The organism is Paraburkholderia sp. (genome assembly GCF_024281035.1).
In the GTDB taxonomy this organism is placed as follows: domain Bacteria; phylum Pseudomonadota; class Gammaproteobacteria; order Burkholderiales; family Burkholderiaceae; genus Paraburkholderia.
This window is the reverse complement of the sequence record NZ_JAMXLH010000050.1, coordinates 147,305-165,310: the sequence shown is the minus strand read 5'-3', so window position 1 is coordinate 165,310 and position 18,006 is coordinate 147,305. Positions and strand designations below refer to the sequence as shown.

Sequence of the window (18,006 nt, the reverse complement as noted above, 5' to 3'; positions counted from 1 at the left end):
CCTCGTCTTTCACGCCGCCTGCCGCTGTTCAATACCGCTGTTCAATGCGGCCGTTCAATTCCGCTTAAGCCGTGCTTCGCTCAATGCGAGGCCGCTTGCGCCGCTTGCACCGCTTGCATCTTTTGCGTCCAGTACGCCACCCGTGCGGGTAGCGTGCTCATGTCGTCGAAAACCTCGATCGCGCCCACGTCGTGCAGCGCCTGCGCATGCGCATCGCCCACATGCGTGCCGCCGACGAAACCGAGCACCGTCATGCCCGCCGCGCGCGCGGCGCTCACGCCCGCCACGCTGTCCTCGACGACGAGGCACGCGGCAGGCGCCACATCCATGCCCTGCGCCGCGGCGAGATAAACATCGGGTGCGGGCTTCGGCTTCGCGACCTTGTCGGCGCAATAAATGCGCTCGCCGAAAAACCGCGCAAGGCCGTTTCGCGCCAGCACGGCGCGCACGATCGCCGTATAGCTGTTGCTCGCGCACGCTTTCAGCAGGGCGACGCCTTCGAGCGCGGCCATCACGCCCGGGAAAAGCGGCGCGTCCTGCGCTTCGCGCTCGACCGCGACGCCAATCGCCGCGACGTCGTGCGCCGCGAGGCTGCGGTCGAGCGCTTCGCACGCGCCGCCGAGCACGCGCTCGATTCGTTGACCCAGCAACGGCATCACGACCGGTTCCACCGCGACGCCAGGCCAGCGCGCTTCGAGTTCGCGCACCAGTACGCGCGCAGCCACCGCTTCGCTGTCGATCAGCACGCCATCGCAGTCGCAGATCAAGGCTGCGACCGATGTCATTTGACGGCCCCGAACGTGAGTCCGCGCACCAGTTGCTTTTGCGACAGCCAGCCGATGATCAGCACCGGCGCCACGGCAAGCAGCGACGCCGCCGAAAGCTTCGCCCAGAACAAGCCTTCGGGGCTCGAATACGACGCGATAAACACGGTGAGCGGCGCGGCATTCGAACTTGAGAGGTTGATGCTCCAGAACGCCTCGTTCCACGACAGAATCACGAGCAGCAACGCGGTCGAGGCGAGGCCCGGCACGGCCATCGGCATCAGCAGATAGACGATTTCCTGCCATGTCGCTGCGCCGTCCATGCGGCCCGCTTCGAGAATGTCGCGCGGAATCTCATTGAAGTACGTGTACGCCATCCACACCGCAATCGGCAGGTTGATGAGCGTGTAGACGATGATGAGACCGCTCACCGTATCGAGCAGGCCGCCGTTCTTCCACAGCAGATAGATCGGCACGAGCACGCCCACCGAAGGCATCATCTTCGTCGACAGCATCCACAGCAGCACCTTCTGCGTGCGGTCGTTCGGGAAGAACGCCATGCCGTAGGCCGCCGGTACGGCGAGAATCAGGCACACGATCGTCACGCCCACCGAAATCACGATCGAATTCCACGCGAACGCAAAGTAGTTGCTGCGCGCGAATACCTCACGGAAGCTGTCGAGCGTCGGCATGAAGAAGAGCGACGTCACATACGCCTGCTGCTCGGTCTTGAACGCCGTGATCGTCATCCAGAAGATCGGGAAGAACAGCAGGAGCGCGATGATCCATGCGAGGACCCCGGGCAGCACGCGGCCGACGAACTGCAACGGCGACGAACGGTTGACCGCGTCCGGCGAGGCGTGAGGAGCCTTCGGCGCGCGCGAAGGCGTAGCGGCAAGCTGGCTCATTTTTCGTACTCCCCTTTGAGGTTGCGCGCGAGCATACGCACGAGGAAGAACGACACGATGTTCGCGAGCACCACGGCGAGAATGCCGCCGGCGGACGCGATGCCCACATCGAACTGTTGCAGGCCCATCGAGTAGATCAGGTAAGTGAGGTTGGTGGTCGCGTTGCCGGGACCGCCGCCTGTGGTCGTGTAGATCTCGGCGAAGATCGACAGCAGGAAAATGGTTTCCATCATCACGACCACGGCGATTGCGCGGCGCAGATGCGGCAGCGTGATGTAGACGAACATGGAGATCGCGCCCGCGCCGTCGATGCGCGCGGCTTCCTTCTGTTCCTGGTCGAGCGACTGGATCGCCGTGAACAGAATCAGAAATGCGAACGGCAGCCACTGCCACGCGACGATCATGATGACCGCCGTGAGCGGATAGACCGCGAACCAGTCGATCGGCGTGAGTCCCACCGCGCGCATCGCGACGGCCACGAGGCCGTACACCGGATGCAGGATCATGTTCTTCCAGATCAGCGCGGAGACCGTCGGCATCACGAAGAACGGCGCGATGGCGAAAAGTCGCGCGATGCCCTGGCCGTAGAACTTGCGGTCGAACAGCACGGCCATCAGCACGCCGCCGACCACCGTGATCACGAGCACGGCGCCGATCAGTTCCAGCGTGTGGACGATCGACGGCACGAACGACGGATCGGTCGCCAGAAAGCGATAGTTATCGAAGCCCGCGAAGCCCTTGAGATCGGGATTGAGCAGGTTGTAGCGCGTGAACGAATACCAGATCGTCATCGCGAGCGGGATCGTCATCCACAGGAGCAGCACCGCGACGGACGGCGCGACCAGCCAGCGCGAGCCCTGGCGACGCGTGTCTTGCCGCGGCGTGCCCGGGCTGCTGCTGCGATGGAATACCGGCATGGGGAGACGGAGATGACGCATGATGGTGACCACCCTTCAGTGTTGCGCGCCGCTTGCTGCGCGGCGCCGTTGCCCGTCATTGGCCGTCATTGGCCGCTGTTGGCCGCCATTGGCCGCTGCGGCCCGCGCCGCACCGCCTGCCCGTAAGCGAAGCGGCGCGGCGCGCGTCGGCCTGCATGGCGTTATTTCTGATACCCGGCCTGCTGCACCGCACGGTCGGCGGCCGCGTTGCCCGCCGTGAGCGCCTGATCGACGCTCGTCTGTCCGGCAAGCGCGCCGGAAATGTTCTGCCCGACGACGGTGCCGAACGACTGGAACTCAGGAATGCCGACGAACTGAATCCCGGTGTACGGCACGGGCTTGAGGGTCGGACGGGTCGGATCGGCGGTCTTGATCGCGTTCAGCACGAACCCCGAGAACGGCGCGGCGGCCTTGTATTCCGGACGCGCATACGTCGACAGGCGCGTACCCGGGGGCACCGAGGCCCAGCCCTGGTCCTTCGCGACCATTTCGATGTATTCCTTCGAGGTCGCCCATTCGATGAACTTCTTCGCGGCGTCCTGCGACTTCGACGATTTCGGAATCGCGAGCGCCCACGACCACAGCCAGTGCGAGCCGTTCGGCGTGACCTCGGTCGGCGCGGCGGCGAAGCCGATCTTGTCGGCCACCTGCGACTGCTGCTTGTTGAAGAGGATGCCCGCGGCGACCGTCGCGTCGATCCACATCGCGCACTTGCCGGACGACATCAGCGTGAGGTTTTCATTGAACCCGTTCGAGCTGGCTCCCGGAGGGCCGTCCTTCTTCAGCAGGTCGACGTAGAAGTTGACCGCCTTCTTCCACTCGGGCGTGGTGAGCTGCGCGTGCCACTTCTCGTCGAACCAGCGCCCGCCGAACGTGTTCGCAACCGTCGTCACGTACGCCATGTTCTCGCCCCAGCCCGCCTTGCCGCGCAGGCAGATGCCGTAGGTGCCGGCCGACTTGTCGGTGAGCTTGTCGGCGAACTCCTTGATCTGGTCGTAGGTCGGCTGGTCGGGCATCTTGAGGCCCTTCTGCTGGAACAGGTCCTTGCGATAGAACGTCATCGAGCTTTCGACGTAGAACGGCAGCGCGAAGAGCGTGCCGTTGTACGAGAGACCGTCACGCGCGGTCTTCACGACGTCTTCGATGTCGTAGCTGGCAGGCAGATTCGTCATCGGGATGATCCAGCCGCGCTTGCCCCACTGCGGCGCTTCGAACGTACCGATCATCATCACGTCGAACTGGCCGCTGTTGGTCGTGATGTCGGTGGTCGCGCGCTGGCGCAACACGTTCTCTTCGAGGATCACCCAGTTCAGCTTGATGGACGGATTGGCTTTCTCGAAGGCCGGCGAGAGGCGCTTGAGCTCGATCATGTCCGGGTTGTTCAACATGGCGATCGTCACGGTCTGCGCATGTGCGGCGCTCGCGCCGGCGGCGGCGATGGCACCGGCGCCGAGCACGCGTAACGCGGTCCTGAAGGCTGTATTCATCGTTTGTCTCCGTTCGTTGTTTGTTACGTTATGTCGATTGGTGCACGATGGGTGCGGCTTCTCCGTCAACTCATCCAGTTGCCGCCGTCTACATTGAGCGTCTGGGCGGTGATGTAATCGGCATCCGCGGACGCGAGAAAGAGCGCCGCGCCGGTGAGATCGTCGGGCAGGCCCATACGCCCGAGCGGCACGGCCTCGCCCACGAGCCGCTTCTTTTCGCCGGGCTGACGGTGTTCGTAGCGCGCGAAGAGCGCATCGACCTGATCCCACATCGGCGTATCGACGACCCCCGGCGCGATGCCGTTCACGTTGATCTTGTGCGGCGCGAGCGCGAGCGCCGCCGATTGCGTATAGCTCAGCACAGCGGCCTTCGTGGCGCAGTAGTGCGAAACGAGTGCTTCGCCGCGGCGTCCCGCCTGCGACGACATATTGATGATCTTGCCGCCCTGGCCCTGCTCGACCATGCGGCGCGCGACGGCCTGCATCAGGAAATACATGCCCTTCACGTTGACGGAGAAGAGGCGGTCGTAGATGTCCCAGGATTCGTCGAGGAGCGGGCGCATGTCGAAGAGCGCCGCATTATTGAAGAGGATGTCGATGCGGCCGAACCGGTCGACCGCCGCGTTCACGATGCGCTCGATGTCTTCGCGGCGCGTGACGTCGGCGCTGAGCGCCAGCACGTGGTCCGGGTGATCGGCCGCGAGCTGCGGCGCGATGGCGCCAGCCGGCTTCACATCGACGAGCACGCAGCGCGCGCCTTCGTCCAGATAGCGGCGCGCAACCGCCTCGCCGATCCCGCTCGCCGCGCCGGTCAGCACGGCAACCTTGTCCTGCAGACGTCCAGCCGCCTGATTCGCGGAATGTGCCACTGCGCTGTCTCCCAATTTGTTTGTGCCGTCGTGCGGAACGTCGGCTCTTTGAACGAACGCTCCGAATGCGAGCATTTGCTCTATCGGTGATCGAATGATCGGACACGCACAGTGGCATGTCAAGGCGGACAAACGCGATTTACGGAGATTTCGATGGTGCGCCGCGCAAGGTTTGCGCTGCCGTCAGCCGGGTCACTGCCTGCTCTGCTGCCTGGCTTGCTGCCCGGCTGGCTCGTCAAAGATTGCGATACGTTATATCATTGCGCCTTCGTTTCACCGCCAGCCCGTTCCCGCCGTTCGCTTCGTCATCGAGGACAGCACCATGATCGCACTCAACCCGGCAAGCCATATCGCTGCGCGCCGCCTCACGCGCGCCGCCGCACGCCTTGCGCTGACGCTGGCCGCCATGCTGGCCGCCGTCTTCGGCTTCGCGCATGCCGCGCTCGCCGCTGGCACCACTGACGCCGCGATTCCGGTCGTTGCCGCCGAGAACTTCTACGGCGACGTGGTCAAGCAGCTCGGCGGCGCGCGCGTGGACGTGACGAGCATCCTCAGCAACCCCGACCAGGATCCGCACCTCTTCGAAGCGAGCCCGAAGACGGCGCGCGCGCTGCAACGCGCGCGCATCGTGGTCTACAACGGCGCCGACTACGATCCGTGGATGACGAAGCTGCTCGGCGCGACCCAGGGCGGCGAGCGCACGATCATCGTCGCCGCGAATCTGGTCGGCAAGAAGGCCGGCGACAATCCGCACCTGTGGTACGAGCCGCACACCATGCCCGCGGTAGCCCGCGCGGTAAGCGCCGCGCTCGTCGCGGCGGACCCCGCGCACAAGAGCGTGTACGATGCGAACCTGGCGGCGTTCCTCGCCTCGCTCAAGCCGGTCGATGCGAAGGTCGCGGCGCTGCGCGCGCGCTATCACGGCGTGCCGGTGACGGCGACGGAACCGGTGTTCGGCTACATGTCGGATGCACTCGGTCTCGACATGCGCAACCTGCGCTTCCAGCTGGCGACGATGAACGACACCGAAGCGAGCGCGTCGGACATCGCAGCCTTCGAGCGCGACCTGCGCGAGCGGCGCGTGCACGCGCTGATCTACAACAGCCAGGCGACCGAAGCGCTCACGCACCGCATGCTCGCGCTGGCAAAAGATTCGAAGGTGCCGAGCGTGAGCGTCACGGAAACGCAACCGGCAGGCGTGACGTTCCAGCAATGGATGCTCGTGCAGCTCGATGCGCTGGATCATGCGCTGGCTTCGTTCGCCAACCACTAACGCAACCCGATCGAGTCAATCGAACGAGTAACTCGAAGTCCGCAAGGAAGATCCCGATGACAACGGCTGGGCCCTCGCCCCGCGATCACGCGGCGCCCCACGGCGCGCACCGGCATACGACGCCCGTGCTCACGGTCGCGGGCGTCACGCTCGCGCTCGGCGACCGCACGATCCTGCGCGAGGCGAATTTCGCGGTGAACCAGGGTGAGTTCATCGGCGTGCTCGGGCCGAACGGCGCGGGCAAGACCACGCTGATGCGCGCGATCCTCGGCCTCGTGCCCACCGCGCACGGCACGATCCGCGTGTTGGGCGAAAACGTGGCGCGCGGCAATCCGTCGATCGGCTACATGCCGCAAACGCGCACCGCACTCGCCAGCCGCCGCGTGCGCGGGCGCGACTTCGTCGCAATGGCCGCCGACGGCCACCGCTGGGGTCTGCCGCGCACCGATGCCGCCACGCGCGCCGATGTCGCCCGCGTGCTCGACCTGGTCGGTGCGTCGAAGCTGGCCGACCGGCCGCTCTCCGAGCTTTCCGGCGGCGAGCGCCAGCGCCTTCTGCTCGCGCAATGCCTGCTCGGCGACCCGAAGCTGCTGTTGCTCGACGAACCGCTCATCAGCCTCGACCCCAACCATCAGCGCGGCGTGGTGGAACTCGTGCGGCGCGTGCAGCGCGAACTCGGCATCGCCGTGCTGTTCTCCGCGCACGAACTCAATCCGCTCCTGAACGCACTCGACCGCGTGCTGTATCTCGGCAACGGCGTGGCCGCGCTCGGCAGCGTCGACGAAGTGATCACCGGGCCCGTGCTCTCGCGCCTGTACGGCTCGCCGATCGAAGTCATGCGCATGAAAGGCCGCATCTTCGTGATGTCCGGGGACGTCGAAGTCGAGAAGCACGATCACGGCCACGAGCACGATCACTCGCACGCGCATCCGGACGAACACGCCGGGGAACAAGAACACGCCGCCCATGCACACCGGCACGGCAGCGGCGCACACGACCATACGCACGATGCTTGAATACGATTTCATGGTGAACGCCTTCGCGGCATCGGGCATCGTCGCGGTGCTCGCGGGCGTGGTCGGCTATTTTCTGGTGATGCGCGGACAGACCTTCGCCGGTCACGCGCTGTCGCACGTCGGCTTCACGGGCGCGACCGGCGCCGTGCTGCTCGGCGTCTCGCCGATGTGGGGCATGGTCGGCTTCACGCTCGCCGCGGGCGTTTCGATGGGCGCGCTCGGCGAAAAGCTCGCGGGCCGCGACGTCGCCATCGGCGTGACGCTTTCGCTCGCGCTCGGCTTCGGGCTCCTGTTCCTGCACTTCTTCACGTCGTACGCGACCCAGGTGACCGCGCTGCTCTTCGGCAACGTGCTCGGCGTGAGCCGCGACACGCTCGGCGTGCTGGCCGCGCTCGCGGGCGCGAGCCTCGTCGCGCTCGCCGCAATCATGCGCCCGCTCCTGTTCGCTTCGTTGCAGCCCGAACTCGCCGAGGCCAAAGGCGTGTCGCTGCGGCTCGTCTCGGTCCTGTTCCTCGCCATCGCGGCGCTCGCCGTGGCCGCGTGCACGCAGATCGTCGGCGTGCTGCTCGTGTTCACGCTGATGGTCGGGCCCGCCGCCGCCGCGCAGAACCTCACGACGCGACTGTCGAGCGGCCTCGTGCTCGCCGCGGTGCTCGCGCTCGCGCAGGCGTGGATCGGCGTGACGCTCGCGTTTTATACGGACTGGCCGACAAGTTTCTGGATCACCTTGCTCGCGGCGCTCGTCTATGTCGCGAGTCTGATCGGGCGGCGTTGAGCTTGTTTCATCCATGAAAAAACGGCGTTGCACCGCAAGGCGCAACGCCGTTCTTTCATGGACGGCCATCGACGCGACCGGATTCGAACCGGCTAATGCTTCATCAACACGCGCGCATGATGCGCGATGTGATCCTCGATGAAAGTCTGGATGAAGAAGTACCCGTGATCGTAGCCCTCGTGACGGCGCAGCATCAGCGGCTGCCCGGCTGCACGGCACGCGGCTTCGAACACATCCGGGTTCAACTGGTCCGCGAGGAACTGATCGGCCAGGCCCTGATCGACCAGAATGCCCGCTTCGAACCTGCGCGTTGCGTGCGCAACGAGTTCGCTTGCGTCGTAGCGCTTCCACGCTTCGCGGTCGTCACCCAGATAGCCGCGGAGCGCCTTCTCGCCCCACGGGCAGCGCGTCGGCGCGGCAATCGGCGCGAACGCCGACACCGACCGGTAAATCTCCGGGTTGCGTAGCGCGAGCATCAACGCGCCGTGCCCGCCCATCGAATGGCCGAAGATGCCGAGCCGATCGCCCGTGATGGGCAAATGCGTCGTCACCGCCTCGCGCAGTTCGTCGCGCACGTACGAGTACATACGCCAGTTGGCCGACCACGGCTCGCGCGTCGCATCGACGTAAAAGCCCGCGCCCACACCGAAGTCCCACGCATCCGCTTCCCCGGGCACGTTCGCGCCGCGCGGACTCGTATCGGGCGCAATCAGCGCGATGCCGTGCTGCGCCGCGAAGCGCTGCGCGCCCGCCTTGATCGGAAACGTCTCCTCGGTGCAGGTCAGGCCCGCCAGATAGAACAGCCCCGGCACCCCGCGCGCGTGCGCCTGCACGGGCAGAAACACCGAAAAGCGCATCGGCAGCCCGATCGTCGCCGAGTCGTGCCGGTAGATGCGCTGCACGCCGCCGTGGCAGGCATGCTCCTCGATCAGAGTCAGCATCGCTCGCCTCCGCTCAGTACAGCACCACGGAGCGGATCGACTCGCCCCGCTTCATGAGGTCGAAGCCCTCGTTGATGCGGTCGAGCGGGAGCGTGTGCGTGATGAGATCGTCGATGTTGATCTTGCCTTCCATGTACCAGTCGACGATCTTCGGCACGTCCGTGCGCCCGCGCGCGCCGCCGAACGCCGAGCCCCTCCACTGGCGGCCCGTCACGAGCTGGAACGGCCGCGTGCTGATTTCCTCGCCCGCCGCCGCGACGCCGATGATGAACGACTGTCCCCAGCCCTTGTGCGTGCATTCGAGCGCTTCGCGCATGAGCTTCACGTTGCCGACGCATTCGAACGAGTAGTCGGCGCCGCCATCGGTCAGTTGCACGATGCGGTCGACGACGTTCTCCACTTCGTTCGGGTTGATGAAGTGCGTCATGCCGAACTTCTTCGCGAGTTCGACGCGCTTCGGATTGATGTCGATGCCGATGATCTTGTCCGCACCCACCATCCTGGCGCCCTGAATCACATTCAGGCCGATCCCGCCAAGACCGAACACGACGACGTTCGCACCCGCCTCGACTTTCGCCGAATACACGACTGCGCCCACGCCCGTCGTCACGCCGCAGCCGATGTAGCAGACCTTGTCGAACGGTGCGTCCTCACGGATCTTCGCGACGGCGATTTCCGGCACGACGATGTAGTTCGAAAACGTCGAGGTGCCCATGTAGTGAAAGAGCGGCTTGCCGTCGAGCGAGAAGCGCGAGGTCGCATCGGGCATCAGGCCCTTGCCCTGGGTCGCGCGGATCTTCTGGCACAGGTTCGTCTTGCGCGAGAGGCAGAACTTGCATTCGCGGCATTCGGGCGTATAGAGCGGAATCACGTGATCGCCCTTCTTCACCGTGCCGACGCCCGGGCCCACATCGACGACGATGCCCGCGCCCTCATGGCCGAGAATTGCCGGGAAGAGCCCTTCCGGGTCCGCGCCCGAGAGCGTGTAGTAGTCGGTGTGGCAAATGCCGGTCGCCTTCACTTCGATCAGCACTTCGCCCGCGCGCGGGCCGTCGAGGTCGACTTCTTCGATCGTCAGCGGGGCGCCCGCTTTCCATGCGATGGCGGCTTTCGTTTTCATCTTCCATGCTCCTGTAAATCGGTGAATCAGTGAATCGGTGAACCGGATGCTGCAATGTGTCTTCTGATCACGGCGCGGCTGCAAACCAGCTGCGCACGCGGCCGTAAAGATCCAGAAAGCGCGCGTAACGCCCTTCGAGCGCACTGTCCTCACGCGGCGACGCCACGCGTGTCGCGCGAGGCGCAAGCGCCGCGAGATCGCCTTCGCGCCAGTGTCCACACGCGAGACCGCCCAAAAGCGCCGCGCCGCGCGCAGCGGCGTTGGGGCAATCGACGGCGTCGAGTTCTGCACCGAGCGTATCGGCAAGCAGTTGCCGCCAGCGCACGTCGACCGAACCGCCGCCCGCGAGCTTGAGGCGGGTGATCGGCAAGCCGCACGCGCGTTGCGCGTCGAGCCCGGCACGTAACGCGAACGCGACGCCTTCGAACGCCGCGCGCATGAGCGTGCCGCGCGTATCGCCGAGTCCCGCGCCGAGCCAGCCGCCGCGCGCCGAAGGATCGAGCCACGGCGAGCGTTCGCCGCTCAGATACGGCAGGAACGCGAGCGTCGCCGACGGTGCCGCGCCGAATGCTTCGTCATAGGCAAGCTTCCAATCGTAAGACAACCAGCCGCGTGCTGCTTCGAGCGCTACACCGACGTTCTGCATCGCAGCCATCGTGTACCAGCCGCCGAGCGCCTGCCGATAGCGATGCAGACCGCGCCGCGCGGGCGGTTCCGCGCGCGCGGTCACGAGAATCTGGCCGCCGGTGCCCGTGGTGAGCAGCGCGTCGCCTTCGGGCGCGAGGCCGCTGCCAAGCACCGCACACGGCGTGTCGCCCGCGCCCGTCGCGAGCGGAATGCCGGCTGTGAGGCCGAGCGCACGCGCGGCATCGGCGCCAAGCGTGCCGCTCGCTTCAGCCGATGCCGCAAGCGGCGCGAACCAGTGCGCAGGCAAGCCGAGGCGCTCGATCAGCGCGCAGTCCCACGCGCCATCGGGCGCGGCGAGCGCGGTTGCACACGCATCCGATGGATCGGCTGCAATCGCGCCGCCGAGCGCCACGCGCAGCCAATCCTTCGGCTGCAACGCCCAGCGCGCAGCGTGCGCCATCCCAGGCGCGTGCAGCAGCGTCCAGCGCAATAGCGGCCCGGCCATGCCCGGCGCAACCGGATTGGGCTGCGGTTCCGGCCACGCGTCGAGCAGCGCATGCGCGCGCGTGTCCGGCCACAGCATCGCGGCACGCAACGCGCGGCCCGCTTCGTCGGTGAGCACAACGCCATGCATCTCCCCGAGAAGCCGATTGCACGCACGGCCGCGCGCTCGCCTGCATCGAGACGCGCGCAGGCCACGCACAACGCGTCCCACCAGCGTGCGACCGGAATCTCGGCCCAGCCGGGCTGCGGTGTATCGAGCGCATAGACGGCACTGGCCGAGGCGCGCTCGACGCCCGCTTCATCGACGATCACGACCTTGAGTGAACCGGTGCCTAGATCGATGCCGAGAAAACGCGTGGGTGAGGGGTTCATGGAAGACGTGTGACGTTGCGAAGGTGTAGTGGCGATGATAACGGCACACGGCACCGCGTCACGCGATCAGTCAAGCGTGGCTATTGCTCGCGTGTGGCCGCTCGAACGCCGTCCACGTGCTCGACACGCAGACTTATCGGACGCTCGAGAAGATCGGCAACTTGCCGCTCGCATAGGGCATCGTCACCTGGCCGCACCGTGTGGGGTCGATCGAATCGCGCTAACGCTCGCGCCCGGCCTCAGAGCCATCGTCCGGATCGCCTGGTGCGCACGCCACAAGCTGCCTTGAACTGGCGTCGTTGCGAAAGAAGATCGGGTGTTCGCACACGCGCTCGCGCGCTTCGGCGGCGCGCACGATCTGCACGACTTGCTCGTGCATCGGCGACTTGTCGCAAACGGGATCGGCGTTGTCTGCGTCGCCGCTCAGCAGGAACGCCTGGCAACGGCAACCGCCTAGATCGTGAGTCTTTTCGCTGCAACTGCGGCACGGCTCTTTCATCCAGTCGAGCCCGCGAAAGCGATTGAAGGCCGGGCTGTCGTACCAGATCTCGCGCAGCGGAACCTCGGTGACGTTCGGAAACACCAGCTCCGGCAGGCTCCGCGCCGTGTGGCACGGCAACGCGACGCCGTCCGGTGCGATGCCGAGGAACACCGCGCCCCACCCGTTCATGCAGCGCTTCGGGCGGCGCTCGAAATAGTCCGGCACGACAAAGAAGATCTTGCAGCGTGAACCAATCGACTGACGATAACGCTCGACCGTCGCCTCCGCCGCGTCGAGTTGCGCGCGCGTCGGCATCAGATGCGCGCGATTGATCCGCGCCCAGCCGTAGTACTGCGTGTTCGCGAGTTCCAGATATTCGGCGCCCATCGCGAGCGCCATGTCGATGATCTTGTCGACGTGCGGAAGGTTGTAGCCGTGCAGCACACAGTTGAGCACCATCGGAAAGCCGTGGCGCTTGATTGAATCCGCAACGCGTTTCTTCAGGTCGAAGGTGCGCGTGTGGCTCAGGAAGTCATTGAGTTGCTGCGTCGAGTCCTGAAACGAAAGCTGAATGTGATCGAGCCCGGCCTGCTTCAGCGCATCGAGCTGCGCGTCGGTCAAGCCGATGCCGGACGTGATCAGGTTCGTGTAGAAACCCAGCGCGCGTGCCTGCGCCACGAGCGTTTCGAGGTCGTCGCGCAGCAACGGCTCGCCGCCCGAAAAACCGAGCTGCGCCGCGCCGAGTTCGCGTGCCTGCCGCAGGACGTCGATCCATTGCGCCGTATCGAGTTCGCGATGATGTCGCGTGTAATCGACCGGGTTGTAGCAAAACACGCAATGCAGCGGACAACGGTAGGTCAGTTCCGCCAGCAGCCACAGCGGCGGCGGCGGCGCCAGGTCATGAGCGGGCGCGCTCGTCGTGACCGGATCATTCATCGCGCGGCTCCAGCCAGCCGTGCGCAAGCGCATCGGCAACGAATGCATGCACCTGCGCCGCAATGCCGGTCGCGGCGAAAGCCTGTTCGAGATCGGCAACCAGTGCATCGAGATCGCGCGAGCCGTCACAACGCTTGAGAATCTCCGCTGCACTCTGGTTGAGCTTGACCATGCCCTCCGGGTAGAGCAGCACGTAAGCCTGCTGCGCGGGTTCCCACTGCAGACGGAACAGCCGCGCCAGCGCCGGGCGATACGAATGCGGCAGCGCTGCCGCGGCGCGCTCAGCGTGAATGGGTTCGTTCATTGCGCAAAGACCTTTTCGATCGAATCGAGCATGGACCACAGCACGTCGAGTTTGAACTGAAGCACGTCGAGCGCGCGCTCCTGCTGCTCGCGCCGCACGAAGTGATCGAGCGTAATCGCGAGTGCCTCTTCGACATCGCGCTGTGCAAGCGGAATGCGCGAGCGGAAGTACGCGAGGCCCGCCGGTTCGATCCACGGGTAATGAGTGGGCCAGGTCGCGAGCCGGTCGCGATGGATTTGCGGCGCGAACATCTCCGTCAACGAGGAACAGACCGCTTCCTGCCACGGCGCACGGCGCGCGAAATTCACATACGCGTCCACCGCGAATCGCACGCCGGGCGTGACGTGCCGCAGCGACCAGAGTTCATCGCGGCTCAGGCCGACCGCATCGGCAAGACGTGCCCATGCTTCAATGCCGCCGGGTTCGGCATCGTTGCCGTCGTGGTCGAGTATGCGTTTGACCCAGAGGCGGCGCACTTCGCGCACGGGACAGTTCGACAGAATCGCCGCATCTTTCAGCGGGATATTGATCTGATAATAAAAACGGTTTGCCACCCATCCACGGATCTGCGCCGGGGAGCAACCGCCGTTATTCATCGTCACATTGAACGGATGATGAATGTGGTACGCGCTGCCCTTGGCACGCAATTGCGCTTCGAACCCGGCGCGCGTCCAGGCCGGCGCCTCGTCTCGCGCGCGCGGCGAACGGGTGTCTTCAAAGCGGGGGTCTTCAATACCACGCAGGTGGTTCATGCGATCTCCAGCACAGTGGTTTCATGCGTGAGCCAGGCGGCGCAGCGCCGTGGGCAACGGCGTAACAACGGCAATGCAACGGCAAAACAACGGCGATACAACGTCGATAAGCGCGCTTCGCTTGCGCCGGTCATAGCTCGAACGTCATGCCGTCGTAGGCGACTTCGATGCCGCGCGCGTCGAGCGCGCGGCGCTCAGGTCCGTCCTCCACCAGGATCGGATTGGTGTTGTTGATATGAACCAGCACCTTGCGCACACCCGCGCGATCGATCGAATCGAGGATGTCGAGCATGCCGCCCTCACCACCCGTACGGCATTGCGGCAGATGCCCCATGTCCATGGCAGTGTGTTTCGACAGGCCGAGCCGGATCATCTCGTCGTGGGTCCACATCGTGCCGTCGACGAGCAGCAGATCCACGCTTCGCATGACGGCGAGAAGCGCGCCATCGATCTCGCCGAGCCCCGGCGCATAGAACGCGCGCTTGCCCGTTGCACGGTTGGTCAGCACGAGCCCCAGGTTGTCGCCGCGCTCGGGCGACTGGCGGTGCGGCGAATACGGCGGCGCTTTGCTCGTGAGCGGCAGCGCGTCGATCTGCACGCCCGGCAGCGCGTCGAGCGCGAGCGGCGTGCCATCGAGCGCAATCCGGCGATGCTCGACGCCGCAGTAGTGGGAGAGGATCGGACCGATCGGAAAGCCCGTGCAGAGGTCCTGCCAAACCGCGTCCGTCGTGTAGAGCAGAAGCGGCGTGCTGCGCTCGCGCAGCATCAAAAGGCCGGTGACGTGATCGATCTGCGCATCGATCGTGAGCACGGCAGCGATGCCGGTGTCGCGTATCCGACGCGCCGGTTGGAGTTCGGGGTTCGCGGCGATCTGCGCGAGCACGTCGGGCGACGCGTTGACGAGCAGCCAGTCGTCGCCATTGGATGTCACCGCAAGCGACGACTGCGTGCGACGCGAAGCCTTGATCGTGCCGCGCCTCACGCCGTCGCAACGCGAACAGTTGCAGTTCCATTGAGGAAAGCCGCCACCGGCCGATGAGCCAAGCACCTTGATCTTCATGCGGTTCCATACGATGGATGATGCGCGCGCGACGAATGTGCGGCACAAGGTTCACGGCGGATTCACGGTGGGTTCACGACGACGTCGGCAGGCAGGGTGCGAACGCGCGCAATACCACGGTGCACGCGTTCGCGATGCGGCGATCCGGCACAACGAAAACTAACCGTCGCACATTGCCTGCGAGGTTACGCAGACAGTGCGCTTGAAGCTGGCTACAAATCAACCGCGAGCCAACCGCGAGCCAACTACAAGCGAACTACGAGCCAACTACGAGCCGTCGGCAGGATGGATGCGAAGGATCGTCAAGCGCCCTGCAAAGCGGCGCGAGCGAGCCTAGCGCGTGGCGATATACATCGTGATTTCAAAGCCGAATCGCATATCGGTATAGGCGGGGGTCGTCCATTGCATGTTCGTGACTCCGTTGTACGCGTAACAAGGAAGAGATATGTCGCCGCGCCCGGAATTGCGCTGCACAGCAACATTTCTCATGGTAGTCGATATTAAGGACATCGCAATATCCACTGGAAAACCGGTTCTGTGTGTCCTGCCGCAAAAGCGGCGGCGCGACGAATAAAGCATGCCGTGCGGCTCGCGGTCATGCGCGGCCCGCTTCACCCATCCGATCGATATTCAAAACGTTGAATTAGAACGCGCTCTGCTCAGCGCACACCCGACTGGGTCGGTCCATCCCGCATGCCGGGGTGCAGGCTGTTGCCGACCCGCATGCGCCCCGCTTCATTCGCTTTATCTGGCGCACCGTCAACCGGGATCCGGCGAGTATCCCGATATAATGCGTAAGCCATTTCACGAGGACATCGCATGAAATCTCTGATTGCCTTACTCGCCGCCGCCACCGTTGCATCGACCGCGTTCGCCGCCAACTCCATCGAGAAGTTGCCATCGGGCGTTGTAGTCGAGCACCTCAAGGAAGGCACCGGCCCGCACCCGACCGCCGACGACGTCGTGCGTGTCAACTATCGCGGCACGCTCGCGAACGGCACCGAATTCGACAGCTCCGCCAAGCATGGCGGCCCCGCGGTCTTCCCGCTCGGACAAGTCATTCCGTGCTGGACGCAAGGCGTGCAGAAAATGCGGGTTGGCGGCAAGGCGAAGCTGACCTGCCCGGCTGCAACCGCTTATGGCGATCGCGCCGTTGGCCCGATCCCCGCGAACAGCAACCTCACGTTCGAAGTCGAACTGATCGGCATCGGCCAGTAATCGAAACGCGAAAGCGCCGAACCGCGCGACTCACGCACATCGCGCGTATTGCGCATATCGCGACGCGATGAACAAAAAAATACGCCACGGTCTCCCGTGGCGTATTTGCTTGAAGCGCCGCCAGATGGCGCAGCGGCTTAACCCGCCTTCGCCGCCGAAGCCGCAACCGGCGCGCTGGCCGCACCGTAATCGACTGGTGCATCGGCCGGACGCGGCGTCTCGCCCGCATGCTCGATCCAGCCGCCGCCCAGCGCGCGATACAGATCGACCAGATTCGTGAGGCGAGCAAGGCGCGTCTGGATCAGCGTCTGCTGCGACGAATACAGGTCGGTCTGCGCAGTCAGCACCGGCAGGTAGCTGTCCACGCCGTTCTTGTAGCGCAGGTCCGAAAGGTCCAGGCGCCGCTGGTTCGCGAACGTATTGCGCTCGAGCGCCGCGATCTGCTGATCGTAGGTGCCGCGCGCGGCGAGCCCGTCCGCGACCTCGCGGAACGCCGACTGAATCGCCTTCTCGTAGTTCGCGATCTCGATGCGCTTCTCGACGTTCGCGAGTTTGAGGTTCGCAATGTTCGCGCCGCCTTCGAAAATCGGCATCGTGATCTGCGGCGCGAAGCTCCATGCCGCCGTGCCCGCCTTGAACAGGCCGCCAAGCGACAGGCTCTCCGTGCCCAATGCAGCCGTCAGCGAGATCTTCGGGAAAAACGCCGCGCGCGCCGCGCCGATGTTCGCGTTCGCAGCAAGCAGCTGCTGCTCCGCTTCCATGATGTCCGGCCGGCGCGTGAGCAGGTCGGACGGAAGGCCCGCCGGAATGTCGGTCAGCAGATCCTGCGAGTCGAGCGACTGACCTTGTGTCAGGTCGGCCGGCAGCGGCTCGCCGATCAGCAGCACGAGCGCGTTCTCCGCCTGAGCCCGCGCGCGCATCTGCGCCTGCAGATTCGCCTGCGCGGTCTCGACCACCGTCTGCGCCTGGCGCAGATCGAGTTCGGTTCCCGTGCCGTTGTCGAACTGGACCTTCGTGATGTTGTACGAGTCCTGCGCGGTCTTCAGCGTGTTCTGCGTGATCGTGAGCAGATCGTCGTCGGCCAGCATCGTCAGATACTGGTCCGCCACCTGCGACACGAGCGAGATCTCCGCCGCCTTGCGCGCCTCGGCCGTCGCCAGATACTGCGCGAGCGCCTGGTCCTTCAGGCTGCGGATACGCCCCCAGAAGTCGATTTCCCAGGACGCCTGCAAGCCGACGTTATAGATGCTCACCGGATTGCGCGGCGAGGTCTGCAAATCGCGCGGCACCCGCGTGCGCGATTCCGTGCCCGTAGCATCGATTGACGGGAAAAGCTCCGCACGCGTGATCTCATACTGCGCACGCACGGCCTCGACGTTGAGCACCGACACGCGCAAGTCGCGGTTGTTCTTCAGCGCGATCTCGACAAGCTGCTGCAGGCGCTGATCCACGAAGAAGTCGCGCCAGCCGATGTCGGTCGCCGCGGCGCCGTTGGCGCTGCGGCCGTTCGGGACGCCGCCGGGCTGCCCCGGCTGCGTCGCATACACACCGCCTTCGGGGAAAGTCTGCGAGACCGGCGCTGCGGGCCGGTGATACCACGGCGCCATCGTGCAACCCGCGAGAAGCGCGGCGGCCACTGCCATTACCGATAGTTTATGCAT

Annotated in this window: 17 protein-coding genes and 1 pseudogene; 4 read left to right on the top strand and 14 right to left on the bottom strand. The window is 65.3% G+C overall.

From position 1 onward, the window contains the following. Window positions 1–80: 80 nt before the first annotated feature. From Q0L30_RS17000 to Q0L30_RS16980, 5 genes are all read right to left on the bottom strand, one after another. Window positions 81–785, bottom strand: coding sequence for an HAD family phosphatase (locus tag Q0L30_RS17000; protein WP_296658691.1), 705 nt, complete (start codon window positions 783–785; stop codon window positions 81–83). Then, entirely contained in the window at window positions 782–1,672 is an 891-nt protein-coding gene (locus Q0L30_RS16995; RefSeq protein ID WP_296658688.1) for a carbohydrate ABC transporter permease, read from the bottom strand. The genes Q0L30_RS17000 and Q0L30_RS16995 overlap by 4 nt, the downstream gene beginning before the upstream one ends. Then, window positions 1,669–2,622, bottom strand: coding sequence for a carbohydrate ABC transporter permease (locus Q0L30_RS16990; RefSeq protein WP_367277833.1), 954 nt, complete (start codon window positions 2,620–2,622; stop codon window positions 1,669–1,671). Before Q0L30_RS16990 ends, Q0L30_RS16995 begins: the two co-directional genes overlap by 4 nt. Window positions 2,623–2,771: 149 nt before the next feature. Beyond that, window positions 2,772–4,097 (bottom strand): sugar ABC transporter substrate-binding protein, encoded by a 1,326-nt coding sequence (locus Q0L30_RS16985; protein WP_296658682.1) that lies wholly within the window; start codon window positions 4,095–4,097, stop codon window positions 2,772–2,774. Between the two features lie 65 nt (window positions 4,098–4,162). Then, the gene (locus Q0L30_RS16980) at window positions 4,163–4,966 is read right to left on the bottom strand and encodes an L-iditol 2-dehydrogenase (protein ID WP_296658679.1); all 804 of its coding nucleotides are present in this window, start codon (window positions 4,964–4,966) and stop codon (window positions 4,163–4,165) included. Window positions 4,967–5,372: 406 nt separating this feature from the next. On the opposite strand from Q0L30_RS16980, the gene Q0L30_RS16975 reads away from it, so the two are divergent. Genes Q0L30_RS16975 through Q0L30_RS16965 form a run of 3 tightly spaced genes read left to right on the top strand, consistent with a single transcriptional unit; the run spans window position 5,373 to window position 8,030 of the window. Next, window positions 5,373–6,239, top strand: coding sequence for a metal ABC transporter solute-binding protein (locus Q0L30_RS16975; protein WP_296658995.1), 867 nt, complete (start codon window positions 5,373–5,375; stop codon window positions 6,237–6,239). A 56-nt stretch (window positions 6,240–6,295) separates the two neighbouring features. Then, entirely contained in the window at window positions 6,296–7,255 is a 960-nt protein-coding gene (locus Q0L30_RS16970; RefSeq protein ID WP_296658677.1) for an ABC transporter ATP-binding protein, read from the top strand. Continuing rightward, a complete protein-coding gene (locus tag Q0L30_RS16965; protein WP_296658674.1) occupies window positions 7,248–8,030 on the top strand; it encodes a metal ABC transporter permease in 783 nt (260 codons plus the stop codon). The genes Q0L30_RS16970 and Q0L30_RS16965 overlap by 8 nt, the downstream gene beginning before the upstream one ends. A gap of 92 nt (window positions 8,031–8,122) precedes the next feature. On the opposite strand, the gene fghA is transcribed toward Q0L30_RS16965, so the two are convergent. The 8 genes and pseudogenes from fghA to pqqA all read right to left on the bottom strand — a co-directional run bounded on the left by fghA (window position 8,123) and on the right by pqqA (window position 15,535). Then, window positions 8,123–8,971 carry an S-formylglutathione hydrolase gene (fghA, locus tag Q0L30_RS16960; protein ID WP_296658671.1) on the bottom strand — a complete coding sequence of 283 codons (849 nt, stop codon included), beginning with the start codon at window positions 8,969–8,971 and terminating at the stop codon, window positions 8,123–8,125. Between the two features lie 13 nt (window positions 8,972–8,984). Beyond that, a complete protein-coding gene (locus tag Q0L30_RS16955) occupies window positions 8,985–10,091 on the bottom strand; it encodes an S-(hydroxymethyl)glutathione dehydrogenase/class III alcohol dehydrogenase (RefSeq protein ID WP_296658668.1) in 1,107 nt (368 codons plus the stop codon). Window positions 10,092–10,158: 67 nt separating this feature from the next. Next, a pseudogene (locus Q0L30_RS16950) lies at window positions 10,159–11,594 on the bottom strand (xylulokinase). 220 nt (window positions 11,595–11,814) lie between these two features. After that, on the bottom strand, window positions 11,815–13,011 hold the full coding sequence (gene pqqE / locus Q0L30_RS16945; protein WP_296658665.1) for a pyrroloquinoline quinone biosynthesis protein PqqE: 1,197 nt from the start codon (window positions 13,009–13,011) through the stop codon (window positions 11,815–11,817). Continuing rightward, window positions 13,004–13,315 carry a pyrroloquinoline quinone biosynthesis peptide chaperone PqqD gene (pqqD, locus tag Q0L30_RS16940; RefSeq protein WP_296658663.1) on the bottom strand — a complete coding sequence of 104 codons (312 nt, stop codon included), beginning with the start codon at window positions 13,313–13,315 and terminating at the stop codon, window positions 13,004–13,006. The genes pqqE and pqqD overlap by 8 nt, the downstream gene beginning before the upstream one ends. Then, window positions 13,312–14,067, bottom strand: a complete 756-nt coding sequence (gene pqqC, locus Q0L30_RS16935) for a pyrroloquinoline-quinone synthase PqqC (protein WP_296658659.1) — start codon at window positions 14,065–14,067, stop codon at window positions 13,312–13,314. The genes pqqD and pqqC overlap by 4 nt, the downstream gene beginning before the upstream one ends. Before the next feature lie 130 nt (window positions 14,068–14,197). Next, on the bottom strand, window positions 14,198–15,127 hold the full coding sequence (gene pqqB, locus Q0L30_RS16930; protein WP_296658656.1) for a pyrroloquinoline quinone biosynthesis protein PqqB: 930 nt from the start codon (window positions 15,125–15,127) through the stop codon (window positions 14,198–14,200). 333 nt (window positions 15,128–15,460) lie between these two features. After that, the gene (gene pqqA, locus Q0L30_RS16925; RefSeq protein ID WP_087124130.1) at window positions 15,461–15,535 is read right to left on the bottom strand and encodes a pyrroloquinoline quinone precursor peptide PqqA; all 75 of its coding nucleotides are present in this window, start codon (window positions 15,533–15,535) and stop codon (window positions 15,461–15,463) included. Window positions 15,536–15,946: 411 nt separating this feature from the next. Here pqqA and Q0L30_RS16920 point away from each other — a divergent pair, with 411 nt between their 5' ends. Further along, window positions 15,947–16,345 (top strand): FKBP-type peptidyl-prolyl cis-trans isomerase, encoded by a 399-nt coding sequence (locus tag Q0L30_RS16920; RefSeq protein ID WP_296658655.1) that lies wholly within the window; start codon window positions 15,947–15,949, stop codon window positions 16,343–16,345. A gap of 137 nt (window positions 16,346–16,482) precedes the next feature. Here Q0L30_RS16920 and Q0L30_RS16915 read toward each other — a convergent pair whose 3' ends face one another. Further along, a complete protein-coding gene (locus tag Q0L30_RS16915; protein WP_296658651.1) occupies window positions 16,483–18,006 on the bottom strand; it encodes an efflux transporter outer membrane subunit in 1,524 nt (507 codons plus the stop codon).

Coding starts and splice junctions, on each gene's coding strand:
- Q0L30_RS16995 (WP_296658688.1), bottom strand. CDS start 1,672: ATGAGCCAGCTTGCCGCTACGCCTTCGCGCGCGCCGAAGGCTCCTCAC.
- pqqE (WP_296658665.1), bottom strand. CDS start 13,011: ATGAATGATCCGGTCACGACGAGCGCGCCCGCTCATGACCTGGCGCCG.
- Q0L30_RS17000 (WP_296658691.1), bottom strand. CDS start 785: ATGACATCGGTCGCAGCCTTGATCTGCGACTGCGATGGCGTGCTGATC.
- Q0L30_RS16970 (WP_296658677.1), top strand. CDS start 6,296: ATGACAACGGCTGGGCCCTCGCCCCGCGATCACGCGGCGCCCCACGGC.
- pqqB (WP_296658656.1), bottom strand. CDS start 15,127: ATGAAGATCAAGGTGCTTGGCTCATCGGCCGGTGGCGGCTTTCCTCAA.
- Q0L30_RS16915 (WP_296658651.1), bottom strand. CDS start 18,006: ATGCATAAACTATCGGTAATGGCAGTGGCCGCCGCGCTTCTCGCGGGT.
- Q0L30_RS16975 (WP_296658995.1), top strand. CDS start 5,373: ATGCTGGCCGCCGTCTTCGGCTTCGCGCATGCCGCGCTCGCCGCTGGC.
- pqqC (WP_296658659.1), bottom strand. CDS start 14,067: ATGAACCACCTGCGTGGTATTGAAGACCCCCGCTTTGAAGACACCCGT.
- fghA (WP_296658671.1), bottom strand. CDS start 8,971: ATGCTGACTCTGATCGAGGAGCATGCCTGCCACGGCGGCGTGCAGCGC.
- Q0L30_RS16955 (WP_296658668.1), bottom strand. CDS start 10,091: ATGAAAACGAAAGCCGCCATCGCATGGAAAGCGGGCGCCCCGCTGACG.
- Q0L30_RS16920 (WP_296658655.1), top strand. CDS start 15,947: ATGAAATCTCTGATTGCCTTACTCGCCGCCGCCACCGTTGCATCGACC.
- Q0L30_RS16985 (WP_296658682.1), bottom strand. CDS start 4,097: ATGAATACAGCCTTCAGGACCGCGTTACGCGTGCTCGGCGCCGGTGCC.
- Q0L30_RS16965 (WP_296658674.1), top strand. CDS start 7,248: ATGCTTGAATACGATTTCATGGTGAACGCCTTCGCGGCATCGGGCATC.
- pqqD (WP_296658663.1), bottom strand. CDS start 13,315: ATGAACGAACCCATTCACGCTGAGCGCGCCGCGGCAGCGCTGCCGCAT.